The sequence below is a fragment of the Vreelandella titanicae BH1 genome, assembly GCF_000336575.1.
Lineage (GTDB): Bacteria > Pseudomonadota > Gammaproteobacteria > Pseudomonadales > Halomonadaceae > Vreelandella > Vreelandella titanicae.
Window position 1 is genome coordinate 252253 of sequence record NZ_AOPO01000004.1, and the last position, 15642, is coordinate 267894.

Below are 15642 nucleotides of genomic sequence, written 5' to 3' on the forward strand. Positions count from 1 at the left end.
GTGTACATGATGTTGAGATTGACCACGGCCATCGCCGCGAGCGCTGTTGGCCTTGCACAGGCGGCTTACGCCTCCACCGACTACCCTCTTACGCTAACCAATTGCGGCGTTGACTTTAGTGTGACGTCGTCCCCGGAGCGGACAGTGACGGTTGGCCAGTCAGCCACGGAGATTCTCTATTCGCTGGGGCTCGCTGATCGAGTGAATGGCACCTCGGTTTGGTTTAATCCGGTTCTTCCCCAGTTTGCTGATGCCAATGAAGCGATCGAGCGGATCGCCAACGACGACCCAAGCTTTGAGGCAGTGGTCAATAAACGGCCTGATCTGGTGGCGGTGCAGTATGAGTGGCACGTGGGCCCCACCGGCAGTGTCGCCACCCGTGAGCAGTTTCATGAGCTGGGTATTAATACCTATATTATTCCCGCCGATTGCGACACCAAGGATAACTCTACCGGCGGCGACGGCACCCGCACCGCCGCCTTCTCGACTGACTCCATCTATAAAGGGATCACCGAGTTAGCCGAGATCTACGATGTTCAAGACGCTGGCGAGGCGCTGATAACCGACCTTGCCGCCCGCGAACAGCGCGCTATCGTCTTGGCGAGCAGCCTTGATTTACCGGAAGACTTGTCAGCGGCATTCTGGTTTTCATCGACAGATCTAGGGGTTAGCCCTTTCGTGGCGGGGCAGCTGGGTGCACCAGGGTATATGATGGAAAAACTCGGCATTCGTAATGTCATCGAGTCTGACGAAGAGTGGCCCACGGTGGGCTGGGAAAGCATCGCCAGAGCCGATCCCGATGTGCTTGTTATCGCCAGTATGGATCGCCGCCGCTTTCCTGCCGATGACATTGAAGCAAAACGTGAGTTTTTACGTAGTGACCCGGTCACCCGCGAGATGAACGCGGTTAAAAATAACCGTATCGTCGAGATGGACGCCCACGCCATGAGCGCCACTATGCGCACTATTTACGGCCTTGAATCACTTGCCGAGGCACTATCCAATATGTCGTTTAACGAATGAGCATAGCGCTAACGAGGGCTTCCTCCGCACACTTCGGGTTGCGCTGGCTATGGATAACGCCGCTCGTGCTTGTGACGGCACTGATCGCGGGCACCGCCATCGGCGAGACGCCGATTCCCGTAGATACTATTGTCAAAGTGCTCGCCAACCAGCTAATAGGAACGGATTACCCGGCTGACCGAATCGACGCGGGCATTATTTGGAACTATCGTCTCAGCCGCGCCGTGGTTGCCGCCTGTTGCGGCACCAGCTTGGCCCTGGCCGGGGTCGTACTGCAGGCGCTGCTGCGCAACCCCCTGGCCGACCCCTACTTGATGGGTATTTCCGCTGGGGCTTCTACGGGGGCAGTCGCGGTGGCAGTCGCCGGAGTGGGCGCTGGAGCGCTTTCGCTCTCCCTAGGCGCCTTTATCGGCGCCCTGCTCTCCTTTGGTATCGTGGTGATGCTCGCCCATGCAGCCAATAGCGGTGTGGGTGGCGGCCGCGGCGTTCAGGCCGCGGGGGCGATTATTCTGGCGGGTATTGCAGGCTCGCAGCTGTTCAATGCGCTGACCGCATTTATCATTACCAAGTCAGCGAGCGCCGAGCAGGCCCGAGGCATCATGTTCTGGCTGATGGGCAATCTCTCCGGGGTGCGCTGGGCCGATGTCACCTTGGCCGTGCCTGCCGCGCTGTTTGGGCTACTGGTTTGCCTGTGGCACCGGCGCTCCCTGGATGCATTTACCTTCGGCGCCGACAGCGCCGCCTCCATGGGCATCGCGGTGCGCCCAGTGCGTGGAATGCTGATTATCGCCATGGCACTGGTCACGGCCGTGATGGTGTCTATCGTGGGGGCGATTGGTTTTGTTGGCCTGGTGATCCCTCACGCGATGCGTTTTATCGTGGGGAGCCGCCATACCCGACTGGTACCAGCAACCGCCCTGGCAGGCGCCGTGTTCTTGATCGGTTCGGATATTCTTTCCCGGGTGCTGATCTCCGGCCAAGTACTCCCCATCGGGGTGATTACCTCACTGATCGGCGCGCCCGCTTTTGCGCTGATTCTGGTTCGCGGCAAGAGGTCTTAATGCGATTAACGGCTGAACAGCTTGCGTGGTCAGTACACGGCACGCCACTGCTTGCTGACGTCAATCTTACCGTCGAGCCCGGCCAGACCTTTGGCCTGGTGGGGCCGAACGGCTCGGGGAAAACCTCCCTGCTGCGTCTGTTGGCGGGATTGAACAAACCCAAAGCAGGGCGGGTATCGATAGATAGCCAGCCCCTGCACACGCTCAAGCAACGGGCTATCGCACAATCCGTTGCCTTGGTGGAACAGCAGGCGGACACTACCGACCGCATTACCGTGCACCAAGTGGTATCACTGGGTCGTACACCTTTCCTTTCCGCGTTGCGTCCCTGGTCAACGGAAGATGATGCCATCGTGGCGCAGGTGCTGGCAGATGTGGATATGGTGCACATGGCCGATCGCCTTTGGCATACCCTCTCTGGCGGTGAGCGCCAGCGAGTGCATATTGCCCGAGCGCTGGCACAACAGCCTAAAATTCTGCTATTGGATGAACCCACCAATCATCTGGATATTCGCCACCAGCTTTCGATTCTTGAATTGGTCAGGCAACTACCGATCACGGTGGTTATCTCACTGCATGATCTTAACCAAGCCATGGAGTGTGACCGCATCGGCGTCATGGATGGCGGCCGCCTGATCGATAGCGGCCTCCCCCAAGACATACTCACGCCTAACAGGCTACAACAGACCTTTGGGGTATATGCCCATGTGATCGATGATCCTGTCGATGGCAAGCAAGTCATGCGTTTTCACAGTGCGATTTAGCTAGCTCCTAGTCTGCTAGGAAAAATGCCCGGTTACCGACAGCGCAAACTTTCGTGCCCCCCCCCGGCGCTACAGTGCCCATTCACCGGAAAAAATGCCAAACCACGCTGTGGTCCGTGCCCATACTCCACAGAAGTACAACGACGACAAGCAGCGCCTCCAGCACCAAAACACCGATACCCAGCGTCGTGGTCGACAGAATAAACCCCTGCTTATGACTGATTCCCAGAAAGCTGGGCGTTCCCTTGTAGAGCAGATAGGTGCTATAGAGCAGGCCGATCACCATCCCTAGCACACACAACCAGAAAACCGGATAGAGCGCAAAAACGCCGCTGAGGAACATCGGGGTCGCAATATAACCTGCGAAGATAATACAGTCGCGGCGGCTAGGTCGATTATCAATACGGCGGGCCATCCAATGGATCACACTCCCCACCACCCCCACAGCCATTAGCATCAGCGCATAAAAAGCCACGCCTAAGGCAATACCGTTGGCAAGGGAGACTTTATAGGTTGCCGAACCACCATAAGTCCAGCCTACCTGGGTGGTGCCTATCAGGGCACAGACAACAGGAACGGCAGCGAGTAACAGGACATGGTGAGCATAGAGATGACTGACAGACTCATGCTCCTCACTGATCTTATACCACTCCCGTTCAGGATGATGGAGAAGCCCCCAAACATGATTGACCATAACGACCTCCCGTTTTTGTGGACACGCTATTGTTAGGATCAGACGATGATCGATCGGATCAACAAGGTTCCGAATCATTTTTAGTGTAGAACACAAAATCATTTTCGGAGGTGAGGATTTTTCTTTGCTAAGGTGGAGGAGCTCATTCTATTAATTGGTGGAGTTCATATGCGTATTCTGTTCACCGGCGGCAGTGGCAAAGCGGGCCGTCATGCAACTGCCTACCTGCGCGATCAAGGCCACCGCGTCACCAATTTGGACTGGGTGGCATCTGATGTGCCCGGTATTACTACCCTGAAAACCGATCTGACCGATGCTGGGCAAGTGTTTAATGCTTGCCAGGCCTACGCTGGGTTCGATGAGCTGGAACCCGGCACCGGCGTGCCGCGTTACGATGCGATAGTCCACTTCGCGGCCATACCAGCCATTCTGCATAGGCCGGACAACGAGACCTACCGCATCAATACGCTAAGTACCTACAACATTCTTGATGCTGCCACCAAGTTAGGCATTCCCAAGGTCATCTTCGCCTCTAGCGAGACCACCTACGGTGTCTGCTTCGCTGATGGCGAGCAAAAACCCGACTACTTGCCCGTCGATGAAGAGCACCCCACCGTGCCTCAAGATAGCTACGCCATGAGTAAGGTAGTTAACGAAGTAACGGCACGCTCCTTCCAGGCGCGCTCGGGCATCGACATCTACGGCCTGCGCATCAACAACGTTATCGAACCCCACGAATACCGCCAGAATTTCCCAGCCTACATGGACGACCCCGCCCTGCGCCGCCGCAATATCTTCGCCTATATCGACGCCCGCGACCTGGGCCAGATGGTCGATTGCTGCCTGAAAACGGATGGCCTCGGCTACCAGGTATTTAACGTCGCCAATGACGATCTATCGGTTAGCCTGACCAACGCCCAGGTGATAGAGCGCTTCTACTCCGGCGTACCTATCAAGCGCGAAATGGATGAATTCGAAACCTTCTACTGCATCGAAAAGGCCCGTCGTCTGGTCGGCTTTGAACCACGCCACTCCTGGCGGGAAGAGCTGGAGCAGTAAGTATCACCCCTTTATCGGCACAAACACCGGTGCACCATCCACCTCTACTACTGCTAGCTTTTGGCGGTAGAGATCTTCCAGCGCGCTGGGCACCAGCATGTTATCCCGCGAGCCCCAGCACGCCTCGCCATTGGGATAAAGCAACAGCACATGGTCGCACCAGCGGGCAGCAAGGTTTAGGTCGTGTAAACACATGATGACCGCCTGCCCCTGAATGGCCTGTTCTGCCATTAGCGCCATCACGGCACTCTGGTGATGAAGATCCAGATGGTTGGTGGGTTCATCCGCTAGCCACACATTGGGCGCTTGCGTCAGCACCGTGGCAATCGCCACCCGCTGGCGCTCGCCACCGGAAAGAGTGCTTACCAGACGGTCACGCAGGTGCGCAACATCCAGGCGCTCAAGGGCGGCTTCCGCGCGGGCGTAGTCTTCAGCCCCCTCCATCTGCCAAGGCGATAGATAAGGGTGACGGCCAATCAGCGCGGTTTCCAACACGGTTGCTGGAAACCCATCCTGGCGATCTTGAAACACTAACCCCAAGCACTGAGCAACATGGCGGCGGCGCAGTTGGCCAAGCGCTGAATCGTTGAGCTGAACACTGCCTGAACGTGGCGCTTGCAGGCCAGCTAAGGTGTGTAATAGCGTCGTTTTTCCCGCACCGTTAGGCCCTAACACACCCCACACCTGCCCTGGTTCGATGGTTATATTAAGCTGCGTACCGCCTTCGCGGCCAGGCACATCGATGATGAGATTACGGGTAGCCAGTACGCTCATCAGCGGCTCCGGTAGAGCAGAAACAGGAAGGTAGGCACACCTAATAGCGCGGTGATTACTCCTACGGGCAACTGTTCCGGGGCGATCATGGTGCGCGCCAGGGTATCGGCCAGCACCAACAGCGTGCCACCCGCCAGTGCGCAGGCGGGCAGTATCAGCCGTTGATCATTGCCTAGCAGTAAACGCAGCATATGAGGTACCACTAGACCGACAAAACCAATGCTGCCTGCGGTAGTAACGGCAGCAGCAGTCAGCAGACTGGCGGCAATATAGATACACCACTCAAGCGGTCTGACCGCAACGCCCAGCGCGGCGGCTTGCTGCGGGCCACGGGCCAGCACATTCAGGCTCCGCCCGAGCGGAATCAGCACCACGCAGGTAGCCAGTAACAGCAGTAGCGGCGGCCAAGGCGTACGCGCATAGGAGAGATCACCCATGAGCCAGTAAAGCATACCCGGCAGGCGTTCGGCGGGGCTCAACGCCAGCATTAGTGTAATTACTGCGCCCCACCCCGCTGCGACCACCACGCCGGTGAGCAGCAGCCGCGAAGGCGTCCAGCCGCCGCTGCCATGGGCCAAACCAAAGACTAAAAACGTCGAGAGCAGTGCGCCGCCAAATGCCGAGCCTGAAATCGCCAGTCCGCCAAGTCCTCCTAGCATGGCCGCCAGTGCGCCAATCGAGGCGCCACCGGAAAGACCAAGCACGTAAGGGTCTGCCAGGGGGTTACGCAGCAACACCTGCATCAACGCCCCCGCTACCGCCAACAAACCGCCCACGGCAAAAGCCGAGAGCGCTCTGGGCAAGCGCAGCTCGATCACCATGGTACGCGCCAAGGCATCGCCCTGGCCTTGCACACTGTCACCCATCAACACCTGCCAAATTTGCGCAGGAGAGATTTGCGCACTGCCGACACCCATGGCGATGACCAGCGAAGCCAAGGCCGCTAGTAATAGCAGACTAAGCGGGAGGCCCAGGCGTGCGAGCATTAACTGCGCTCACGTTTTTGGCGGGCGATGTCGAGCTTCTCACAGAGGATCTGGGTGCCCTCCATCAGTCGCGGTGTGGGCCGTTGAATCAGTGAAGGCGGCACAAAAAAGAGGTTATCTTCCGCAACCGCCGTCAAGTTGGGATACTGCTCCCAGTGCATCAGCCAGTGGCGATTCTCTTCCCCCATGCCACCGGCAAAAATCGCTTCAGGATTCGCTGCCAGCACGGCTTCGTCATCGATACGCGGTACCAGGCGTGCCTGTTCGCCAAACACATTCTCACCGCCACAAATCTCAACCACTTGGCCGATCAGGTGCTGGTCGTTAACGCTCATTAGCGGCTCATCCCACACTTGGTAAAACGTGGGTACCGGCTCCCGGTCTCGATAGCGCTCTTCAAGGGCGTTCATGGTATTGCGGAAATTGTCGGCCACTGCTTGTCCCGCTGTTTCTGTACCTGCCAACCTTGCCAAGCGCTCAATGGCGCTGGCCACGCCTTCTACATCGCGGGGCTCGATATAGAACACTGGCATGCCCAGGGCTTCAAGGGTTTCAAGCTGTTCGGCGGGGTTACCCGTCACCCAACCAATCACTATATCGGGTGCCAGCCCCACCAGCTTTTCTAAATCAATTCGGGTATGGCTGCCCACTGACGCCACTTGTTTGGCTTCCGGGGGATAGTCGCTATACGAGACGACGGCGACCACTTGATCTCCTGCGCCAGCCGCATAAGTCAGCTCGGTTGCGCCAGGCGAGAGCGTAGCAATGCGCTGAGCAGCATTATACAGACAGACCTCACGGTCACGATCATCCACTGCACAGCGCGAGTGCTCGTGTGCCAGGGCAGCGGACGCCATCAGCAGTAGTGCGAGGCCCAGGGCTCCGCGCGCAAAACCACTTTTTCTATTGACCAAAGTGAACACTCAAGAACCCTGCCCGGCCAGCGTTGATGTAATCACGGGTGGTTGAATACTCTTTATCAAAGGCATTTTCTAGCGTAACACGAGCGCTCCAGAGTGGCGCAAACTGCCAGCCAGCGCGCAGGTTAACCAGCCCATAGCCTCCTAAACGCTGGGTATTGGTGGTGTTATCGTAACGGTAACTCTGCGCTACAAGTGAGCCGCCCAACGACCAATCGCCAAGTTCCCGATCTGCATCCAATCGCACACTTTGAGTGGCCCGGCGGGCTAATCGATTGCCGGTTGCCCGGTCTTCCGGATCCAGGTAGGTGAAGGCAGCTTGGAGTGTCCAGTCGTTGACCTCTACGCCGCTTGACAGCTCAGCCCCGCGTATACGCGCGCTGTTAACGTTTTGCGGCGCCCATAAGCCACTCGACGTTGGCGCCCAGGCAATCATGTCGTCGTAGTCGTTTTGAAAGGCAGCCAAGTCCCAGAACCACTGGCTGTATTGGCCGCGAACGCCCACCTCGACGGTTTCAGAGGTTTCCGGATTGAGATCAGGGTTACCCGAATCCGGCCAATAAAGGTCATTGAAGCTCGGTGCTTTAAACGCAGTACCTACACTGGCACGCAGCGTGTGGTAGTTATCCAGATCGTAGCCCAGCGCCAAGCTGCCGGTGACTTCATCACCATAGGCTTCGTTATCGTCATAACGCAGGCTTGCTTGAATGGCGAATGGCGAAAAGTCGAGTAACCCTTGGGTAAACACTGCTTTGTTATCACGGCTGGTAACGTCAAAATCGTTGGTGCTTGAAACGCGGTCTTTGCTGATTTCAGCGCCAGCGATCAACTCATGGGCGCCAAACTGAATGTTGTTCTGCCAACGGGCGGTTTGCGTGCGGGTATCAATGACTGAGTCGCCGAAATTATCCAACGTGTCCAGCTCATCGCGGGCTTCGCTAAGGGTCAGTCGGCTCTGCCACGTATCAGTTACCGGCAACTCAGCGTAGACGCCTGCTACCTGATGGACGAAGTCATTCTCCCCACCGTCATACTCGTTGTTACCGCGAGCGCGCAGTGCCAGCACGCCAACTTCAGCGCCACTCTCAAAGGTATGCGCAACGCGGGCTAGCGCTGAGGTATTGTCGTAGCCTTTGTCCTCACCACCCCGACGAATGGGCTGGCCATCGGTATTGAAATGGCTAGCGGCAAAGCTGTAACGCGTGCCCCCCTCGCGCCCTGAAACGCCTGCGCTTAACCGCTGGGTATTGAATGAACCACCGCCGACTGAAATTCTCGGTTGCGGCCCCTCTTCGTCACCATCAAGGGTAAAAAGCTGTATCACGCCGCCGACGGCATCCGCTCCGTAAAGACTACCGCGGGGGCCGCGCACGATTTCCGCACGATCAAACATACGCGGATCCAAGTACTGAAATGCAGCACCGCCCGCCGTGGCGGATCGTATCCGGATACCGTCAATCATGAGCACGGAGGCATCGCTGGGCGCACCCCGTAGATAAACGCTGCTACTTTTACCAAAGCTGCCGTTACTCGTGACATCAACGCCCGGCTGGCCGCGCAGAAGATCCGTCAGGCTGGTGGGGTCTTGGCGGCGAAAGGTGGCTTCATCCAGTACGCTAACGGAAGAGAGGCTTTCATTGGCGGTGCGGGGCGCTAACGCAGCGGTAACGACCACAGGATCAAGCGTGGCCAAATCGGTCGCTGTTTCGGCGTATTGGGCGTCGGCTTGGATGTGAAAGGCTAGCGGTAAAGCAGCCATACTAAACGCCGCCCGTTTGGCGGTGGTGTGGAAACGGTGGTTCATGTGAGACCCCTTGCTCGTTGTGCTCACCCGCACAGCGCATTTTTTTGACCGAACGGAGGATCAAACAAGGGAGTCTCGGTCGCGCTGTATGATCGCATCGCGCCACCGTTAATCGCCCTGAGAGCACCCACCGCGCCTCGGCATATATCGGTTCAGGTTGAACCATTACTCTCGGGCCGGTCTCCGGGCTGACGAGCGAAAGACGTCTTCATTCTTTCCGAACGACCACCTTCCCGTGCGTTAGCACAGTGGCGCCTTAGCCGTTCTTATCTCGATCACCGTTGCGGGGGCAGCGTTGGAATCACGCAAGGCGTTCACCAACTTCCCGTTTCACTAGCGGCTTTAATCCGCCGCCAGCACCTGAGAGTGGGCGTAAGCTAGCAACTTGCCCAAGAGAGGTCAATTCATGATGAGCTGCTAGAGTAAAGGCAGTGCACAGAACAGGAGACGGCCATGATCGATTTCTCGGCAGCCGGTGTGCCACGCTGGTTAAAGCTGGCTTTTACACTGTGGATCCTGGTCTGGGCACCAAGCTACGTAGTGCTGCTGGGAGCGCAGAACTTCTTTTGGCTGTGTAATGTGGCGAGTTTTCTGCTATTGGTGGCACTGTGGAGCGAGCAGCGCACTCTGATGTCGACGCAATGGCTAGCGGTGGCACTGGTCGGCAGTTTATGGAGCCTGGACGTCGCCACGGCTGCGCTCACTGGCGTGCATCCTATCGGCGGCACCGAGTATATGTTTGACCCGGAGCATCCACCCATGGCGCGAGCCATGTCGCTCTACCATGTGGTACTGCCGCTGGTGACTGGCATCGGCGTCGCCAAGCTGGGCTATTCGCGCCGCGCCCTGCTGTGGCAGACCCTATTGACCTGGATTGTGGTGCCATTGACCTATCTGCTGACCGAAGCCGAGCGCAATATCAATTGGGTGCATGGGCCCTTCGGCCAACCCCAGGACAGCCTCGACCCATTGCTCTATCTGTTTCTACTCTCGTTGCTCTGGCCCGTAATAGTCTACCTGCCAGTGCATTTGCTGATGATTGGCTTGCAGCGCTGGCGGAGCCAAGCTTAGCTAACTACTTAACCGCCATCAACAACCCATGCCGGACATACCACACCTGTTCAGCCTGGGCAGTGGCATCCTGAACAAACCAGCCATTGAGGTCACGCAGGCGGCGCTGTTCGGGCTGCATAGGCACAATCCCACGGCCAACTTCGTTGGCGATGATGATTAACGGCGCGTTTAGCTCTTCGGCGCGCTGGCAGAGCCCTGCCATACCGTTCTGCCACTGCTGGCGCAGGGTATCGTTATCGTCACGCTCAAGTGCAACGCTAAGCCACTCAAGCACACCTGTGATAACCAGCGGCGTATCGGCTACCAGCGCTTGCTGGCTATCGCTAAAGGGCTTAGCAGCATCCAGACGCCACCATTTCGCAGTGGGAAAGCGTGCGGCTACGGCGTCGCGTTTGCCAGCGCAGGCACCGCCGATGAAGAGCTGCATTGCCATTCCCCTTTTCCATGTTCGTTTTGCTGATAAATAAGCTGCCAGCGCCTGCCTTGGGCTTGGAGCACGGTACCGTCCCAGAAATGAATCGTTTCAAAGCGGCGGCGCAGCTCACGAATCACGCCACCATGGGTGACGGCCAGAATCTTTTTATGGCCGTCGACGCGGCCATTCGTAGCCAGATCATGCAACCAAGCGTCTAAACGCCCACGCAGTTGGGCCGCCGATTCTCCGCCGGGAATTTGCAGCTCGCCAACGCTATCAATCCAGGCACGGTAATGGGGCAAGTCTTTCAGCTCATCGTAAACTTTGCCTTCGTACTCGCCAAAATCGAGTTCACGCAGGCGTTGCTCAAGTACAAGCGGCACGCCAGCTTTGGCGACGTCAGCCCACTCCAGGGTTTGCTGGCAGCGGCTAAGATCGCTTGAATAGATAGCATCGAACCGCTCATTCGCCAGTACGTCGCGCAGTTCCAGCAACCCATCTTCAGCCTCGGGAAACAGCAGCGGAATATCCTGCTGGCCTTGATAACGGCGCTCTAAATTCCAAGCGGTGATACCGTGGCGAACTGCCACCAGCTCCACAGTAAGATCAGTAGCCAAAGCTCTCCTCCTTCGATGGTGGCGCCTACCATATCGCCGTTAATGCCGTTAAACAGTCGCAACATTAGCCAGCGGATTAGTAACACGAAAACAGTAACTGTAAGCATCATCAACACTATCGCGGGCGCTAGTAGGGCTATCAACACAATCGGCACCAGCGCTAGTGCCACATCCTGGCCGCTAAGCGATTGCTGCCAGCTCCACGCCAAGCCCTTCTGCTGGGCGCAGGGCGTTAGCACCAGTAATGCAACACCAGCCCAGCGACCTAGCGCAGGCAACATCAACAGCCACCACAAGGGAGCATGATAGGCCAGCAACGCCCATAGTAGAACGCCCTTCCAGGCGAGCAAAAACACTAGCGCCAGCATTCCAAAGCTGCCGATTTGCGGATCTTTCATGATCTCCCAGCGGCGCGCCATGGGCTGATTGCTGCCCAGGGCATCGGCGATGTCCATGACGCCGTCTAGATGCAAGCCGCCCGAAAGCGCCACCCAGAGGCTTAGTACAGCCAAAGCCGTGATAGGCGTGGGAACGTTGTGCGTAGCAAACGCTGTTAGCGCCAGTACGCTCCCTACCATCAACCCCACTAATGGATAGGCCCGCACTGCCCAGCGACGGGTGTCGGGCGTCCAGGGAACGGCTATTGGAATCGGAATTCGGGTCAGAAACTGCAGCGCCAGCAGCACACCAAACAAGGCATTTTTCAAACGCCTACCTCCTTCTCATGCTTCCATTCCTGATGCTTCCACTTAATGGCACAGCCTGCGACGACTTCGAGTACAGAATCGGCCTCTGCCGCTATCCAGCAGTGAGCCCGCTGTAGAAACGCCAGATAGCGCCAGGTTTCAGCATCCGTAGGCGGCAACGCTTCGTTGATATCATTGGAGACAATCACTAGATAAAGGCTGCGCGCGCGGGCATCAGCCAGTGCGTTTGCTAGCAACGCTAAGCCTTCTTCTTCGCTTAGTTTACTGGCGTACAGGACTTGGCTGGCCCATAGCGTTAAGCAGTCCAGCAGCACGGCGCCACCATCAGGCACCTGGGCAATCGATTGATCAATATGCAGCGGTGCCTCTAGCGTTTTCCATTGAACGGTGTGCCACTGCCCTTGCCTGGATTGACGATGACGCGCCACCCGCTCAGCCATCTCGTCGTCGTATATGTCTGCGGTGGCTAAGTAGTAACAGGGCGAACTGCCTGCTGCACTAACTGCTAGCTGCTCGGCGATATCACTTTTGCCGGAACGCGCCCCGCCGCTAACGAAGACAATCATGCAGTTCCTTTTTCCAAAACATTTTTCAACACGCTTATCAGCCGTAGATTAGCAGGGGCATCGCGCAACGCTACCCGCAGCCAATCACCATTGAGCCCGGCAAAATTATGGGTATGACGCACTAAAATACCCCGGCGTAGCAGCTGCTCAAATAACGCATCGCTGGTGATTGCCTGCGCAGCACTGGGCCGGATAAGAAAAAAACACGCCTGGCTGGGTACGACTTCCAGCCCTAGTTGAGCAAGCGCCTCAGCCATGCGCGAGCGCTCGCTGGCCAACCACCGCTGGGTGCGCCGGGCAAAGGCATCATCTGCCAGCAATGGTGCCACCAGTTCAGCCGCGAGGTGATTGACACTCCAAGGTGGCTGGTGAGCCTGTGCCGCTTGAACCGTGGCCGCATCCGCCAGCAGGTAGCCCAGCCGGAGCCCCGGCAGGGTATAAAATTTGGTCATTGAGTGGAGCAGCAGCAGATGCGGGTAGCGCGCCAGTAGCGGCACCAACGACGACGCTTGTGACGTCTCGCCCAGCGTCTCACCCACCATGTCGATAAAGGCTTCGTCGACCACAACGCGGCAACCCATCGCAGCGGTGTAATTCAACAGGTCTTCCATTGCTGAAATATCGATAAGCGTAGCGGTCGGATTATTGGGGCGGCATAGAAACAGCACATCAATGTCGTTAAGCCCAGCCGTTAGCGAATCAACGTCCAGCGTGAAGTGCGGCGTGGGCAGCGCGATCTCACTGATTGAAAGCCGATGGGCGCGACAAGCGCGGGCATACTCGCCAAAGCTCGGGGTAATAATCGCCGCGCGCTTACCCGTATGCAGCGCGGCGGCGAGGAAAATTGCCTCAGCGCCACCGTTGGTGAGCAGTACCTGTTCGGGCTGAAGCTGGTGATGGGTGGCGATGGCCTGACGTGCAGCAACGTAATCCGGCGCGGGGTAGCGTTCAAGACCTGCCAGTTGCTTAGACAGCCAGTCGCTAACCCAGGCCGGAGGCCCCAAAGGGTTAAGGTTGGCGCTAAAATCTTCCAGACGGTGATCGGCTGGCAAGCCGAAGTGCGCTAGTAGCGCCTCTGCTTGGCCGCCGTGCGCGGGCCATGGAGAGCTGGGCGACATAAATTGACTCATAGTAGCCCCTTAAAAATGAATGACATGCCCGCTATCACCACAACTGACAGCAACATAAACAGCAGCCAGGCGCCATGCATTAAGCGCACCGTGGCAGTGATATGGCTGCCCCTTAGCACTTCAAGCGGCTCGCCTAGGGTCGCGCGATGAGACACCACACCTTGATAGTAATTGGTGCCGCCCAGTTGAACACCCAGTAGCCTTGCCACCATGGCCTCTGGCCATCCGGCATTGGGGCTGGGGTGGCGCGGTGCATCGCGGAAGGTGCCCCACAGTGCGCCTTGCCAGCACAATCGTACAACACCTGAAAGACTTAATAGCAAGCCTACGAGCCATAGACACAGCGCGGTTAAGCGTGCCGGTACCCAGTTAGCTAGATCGTCTAGCTTGGCAGAGGCAAAGCCAAAATCGGCATAGCGCTGGTTTTTGTAGCCTACCATCGAATCAAGAGTATTGACTGCCTTGTAGGCCAGCGCTAGCGGCGCCCCGCCGATCAGCGCAAAAAATAGCGGCGCGGTGATGCCGTCAACGGTATTTTCCGCCACGGTTTCCACCGTGCCCCGAGTAATCTCAGCTTCGTCTAAATTGTGCGTATCGCGGCCGACAATCATCCCCAGCGCCTTGCGGGCAGTAGGCAAATCGCCTTGAGTAAGCGGTTGGATCACGGCGCGGGCCGCATCGCCCAGACCTTTGATCGCAAGCGTAGTAGAGAGCAGCCAAAGCTCGGCGATCAGCGCTAGCCCTGGGTGCAAGCGTTCCAGCAGCGCCAGCGTTAGCCAGCTAATACCCCATACGCCGCCGACGACAATAATGGTTAGCAGAAAGCCACTAACTCTGCGCTGCTGCGCCGTGCCACGATTCCACAGCCGCTCAAAAGCACTGATAAAGCGCCCCATCAGCACCACCGGATGTGGCAGCGAGCGCGGATCGCCAACCGCTAAATCAATGGCGATCGCGAAGATGATCAGAACAATACCGCCAAAAGTGGCGCCTGGGATCATGATGATGCCTTATCGCTAACACCGGCATCGGTAAAGGTAGCCATTTCCGCCACCATCGCTGTCGCCGCTTGCAGCAATGGATACGCCAGCGCAGCACCACTGCCTTCGCCTAACCGCATGCCCATATCGAGCAGAGGCTTGGCCTCCAACGCTTTTAATGCCACATCATGGCCTGGCTCCTGGGAGCGATGACCAAAAATCAGATAGCCACGAACGGCGGGGCATAGACGGCAAGCGGTTAGCGCTGCGACGGTGGCAATAAAGCCATCCACAATGGCCGGTAAACGCTGGGCTGCTGCTGCCAGATAAGCACCGGTCATAGCGGCTATTTCCAGACCACCCAACTTGGCCAGCACCTCTAAAGGCACCTGAGGGTCAGCGCTGCGCGCAGCGATAGCGCGTTCAATCACCGCCACTTTGTGCACCTGCTGCTGAGGGTTAATCCCGGTTCCGGCGCCCACCACGTTTGCCACTGACTCACCCGTCAGCACCGCCAGCATTGCGCTGCTGGCAGTGGTATTGGCGATGCCCATTTCGCCCACCATAATGCACTTTGCACCTGCCCTTTTTGCTCGATTAACGGCCGCAATACCCACATCAATCGCGGCTATAGCTTGATCACATTGCATTGCGTCTTCTAACGCCATATTGGCGGTGCCATGGCGCACCTTGGAGGAGATCACCCCAGGCATGGTTAAAGGCGAAGCGACGCCCACATCCACAATCTCGACCAGCGCGCCTATCTGACGGGCGAAGACATTAATCGCCGCCCCACCGTTGGCAAAGTTGGCCACCATCTGAGCGGTTACTGCTTGGGGGAAAGCTGACACCCCCTCATCAGCAACCCCGTGATCGGCGGCAAACACAACCACCGCAGGCGGCGCCACGCTGGGCTTGAGTTCACCGGTGATAGCGCTCAGTTGAATAGCAAGTTCTTCCAAGGCACCCAAACTACCTGGCGGCTTGGTCAACGTATCCAAGTAACGACGCGTTTCTTCACCGGCATTGAGATCAACTGACTGAATGTGGTCAACAATGGCGTGCATG

The 15642-nt window shown here is 57.5% G+C and carries 17 protein-coding genes and 1 riboswitch; of the genes, 5 read left to right on the forward strand and 12 right to left on the reverse strand.

The window, feature by feature from the left end; translation table 11 throughout:
• Window positions 1–6 precede the first annotated feature (6 nt).
• From HALTITAN_RS10265 to HALTITAN_RS10275, 3 genes are read left to right on the forward strand one after another with little or no spacing between them, the layout of a single operon-like run.
• On the forward strand, window positions 7–1023 hold the full coding sequence (locus tag HALTITAN_RS10265; protein ID WP_039859163.1) for an ABC transporter substrate-binding protein: 1017 nt from the start codon (window positions 7–9) through the stop codon (window positions 1021–1023).
• On the forward strand, window positions 1020–2084 hold the full coding sequence (locus HALTITAN_RS10270) for a FecCD family ABC transporter permease (RefSeq protein ID WP_039859165.1): 1065 nt from the start codon (window positions 1020–1022) through the stop codon (window positions 2082–2084). The genes HALTITAN_RS10265 and HALTITAN_RS10270 overlap by 4 nt, the downstream gene beginning before the upstream one ends.
• Window positions 2084–2848, forward strand: coding sequence for an ABC transporter ATP-binding protein (locus HALTITAN_RS10275; protein ID WP_039859167.1), 765 nt, complete (start codon window positions 2084–2086; stop codon window positions 2846–2848). Before HALTITAN_RS10270 ends, HALTITAN_RS10275 begins: the two co-directional genes overlap by 1 nt.
• A gap of 82 nt (window positions 2849–2930) precedes the next feature.
• Here the strand turns inward: HALTITAN_RS10275 and HALTITAN_RS10280 are convergent, their stop codons facing one another.
• Window positions 2931–3542, reverse strand: coding sequence for a Yip1 family protein (locus HALTITAN_RS10280; protein WP_039859168.1), 612 nt, complete (start codon window positions 3540–3542; stop codon window positions 2931–2933).
• A 168-nt stretch (window positions 3543–3710) separates the two neighbouring features.
• On the opposite strand from HALTITAN_RS10280, the gene HALTITAN_RS10285 reads away from it, so the two are divergent.
• A complete protein-coding gene (locus HALTITAN_RS10285) occupies window positions 3711–4601 on the forward strand; it encodes an NAD-dependent epimerase/dehydratase family protein (RefSeq protein WP_039859169.1) in 891 nt (296 codons plus the stop codon).
• 3 nt (window positions 4602–4604) lie between these two features.
• Here HALTITAN_RS10285 and HALTITAN_RS10290 read toward each other — a convergent pair whose 3' ends face one another.
• The 4 genes from HALTITAN_RS10290 to HALTITAN_RS10305 are packed head-to-tail and all read right to left on the reverse strand — an operon-like array spanning window position 4605 to window position 9085.
• The gene (locus HALTITAN_RS10290) at window positions 4605–5375 is read right to left on the reverse strand and encodes an ABC transporter ATP-binding protein (RefSeq protein WP_039859170.1); all 771 of its coding nucleotides are present in this window, start codon (window positions 5373–5375) and stop codon (window positions 4605–4607) included.
• Window positions 5375–6361 (reverse strand): FecCD family ABC transporter permease, encoded by a 987-nt coding sequence (locus tag HALTITAN_RS10295; RefSeq protein WP_039859171.1) that lies wholly within the window; start codon window positions 6359–6361, stop codon window positions 5375–5377. Before HALTITAN_RS10295 ends, HALTITAN_RS10290 begins: the two co-directional genes overlap by 1 nt.
• Window positions 6361–7284, reverse strand: coding sequence for a cobalamin-binding protein (locus HALTITAN_RS10300; RefSeq protein WP_201764685.1), 924 nt, complete (start codon window positions 7282–7284; stop codon window positions 6361–6363). Before HALTITAN_RS10300 ends, HALTITAN_RS10295 begins: the two co-directional genes overlap by 1 nt.
• Window positions 7265–9085: a TonB-dependent receptor domain-containing protein gene (locus HALTITAN_RS10305; RefSeq protein WP_039859172.1), complete on the reverse strand. Its 1821-nt coding sequence runs from the start codon at window positions 9083–9085 to the stop codon at window positions 7265–7267. Before HALTITAN_RS10305 ends, HALTITAN_RS10300 begins: the two co-directional genes overlap by 20 nt.
• A 157-nt stretch (window positions 9086–9242) precedes the next feature.
• Window positions 9243–9464, reverse strand: a riboswitch (cobalamin riboswitch).
• A 74-nt stretch (window positions 9465–9538) separates the two neighbouring features.
• Here HALTITAN_RS10305 and HALTITAN_RS10310 point away from each other — a divergent pair.
• Window positions 9539–10156, forward strand: coding sequence for a hypothetical protein (locus HALTITAN_RS10310; RefSeq protein ID WP_009287064.1), 618 nt, complete (start codon window positions 9539–9541; stop codon window positions 10154–10156).
• A 4-nt stretch (window positions 10157–10160) separates the two neighbouring features.
• On the opposite strand, the gene HALTITAN_RS10315 is transcribed toward HALTITAN_RS10310, so the two are convergent.
• The 7 genes from HALTITAN_RS10315 to cobT are packed head-to-tail and all read right to left on the reverse strand — an operon-like array spanning window position 10161 to window position 15641.
• Complete coding sequence (locus HALTITAN_RS10315; RefSeq protein WP_039859173.1) at window positions 10161–10586, reverse strand: bifunctional adenosylcobinamide kinase/adenosylcobinamide-phosphate guanylyltransferase; 426 nt, start codon at window positions 10584–10586, stop codon at window positions 10161–10163.
• Window positions 10538–11191 carry a histidine phosphatase family protein gene (locus tag HALTITAN_RS10320; RefSeq protein ID WP_039859174.1) on the reverse strand — a complete coding sequence of 218 codons (654 nt, stop codon included), beginning with the start codon at window positions 11189–11191 and terminating at the stop codon, window positions 10538–10540. The genes HALTITAN_RS10315 and HALTITAN_RS10320 overlap by 49 nt, the downstream gene beginning before the upstream one ends.
• Window positions 11128–11898: an adenosylcobinamide-GDP ribazoletransferase gene (gene cobS, locus HALTITAN_RS10325; protein WP_039859175.1), complete on the reverse strand. Its 771-nt coding sequence runs from the start codon at window positions 11896–11898 to the stop codon at window positions 11128–11130. Before cobS ends, HALTITAN_RS10320 begins: the two co-directional genes overlap by 64 nt.
• Complete coding sequence (locus tag HALTITAN_RS10330; protein WP_009287065.1) at window positions 11895–12464, reverse strand: bifunctional adenosylcobinamide kinase/adenosylcobinamide-phosphate guanylyltransferase; 570 nt, start codon at window positions 12462–12464, stop codon at window positions 11895–11897. Before HALTITAN_RS10330 ends, cobS begins: the two co-directional genes overlap by 4 nt.
• Complete coding sequence (gene cobD / locus HALTITAN_RS10335) at window positions 12461–13594, reverse strand: threonine-phosphate decarboxylase CobD (protein ID WP_009287066.1); 1134 nt, start codon at window positions 13592–13594, stop codon at window positions 12461–12463. The genes HALTITAN_RS10330 and cobD overlap by 4 nt, the downstream gene beginning before the upstream one ends.
• A complete protein-coding gene (cbiB, locus tag HALTITAN_RS10340) occupies window positions 13591–14595 on the reverse strand; it encodes an adenosylcobinamide-phosphate synthase CbiB (RefSeq protein ID WP_009287067.1) in 1005 nt (334 codons plus the stop codon). The genes cobD and cbiB overlap by 4 nt, the downstream gene beginning before the upstream one ends.
• Window positions 14592–15641 carry a nicotinate-nucleotide--dimethylbenzimidazole phosphoribosyltransferase gene (gene cobT / locus HALTITAN_RS10345; protein ID WP_009287068.1) on the reverse strand — a complete coding sequence of 350 codons (1050 nt, stop codon included), beginning with the start codon at window positions 15639–15641 and terminating at the stop codon, window positions 14592–14594. Before cobT ends, cbiB begins: the two co-directional genes overlap by 4 nt.
• Window position 15642 lies beyond the last annotated feature (1 nt).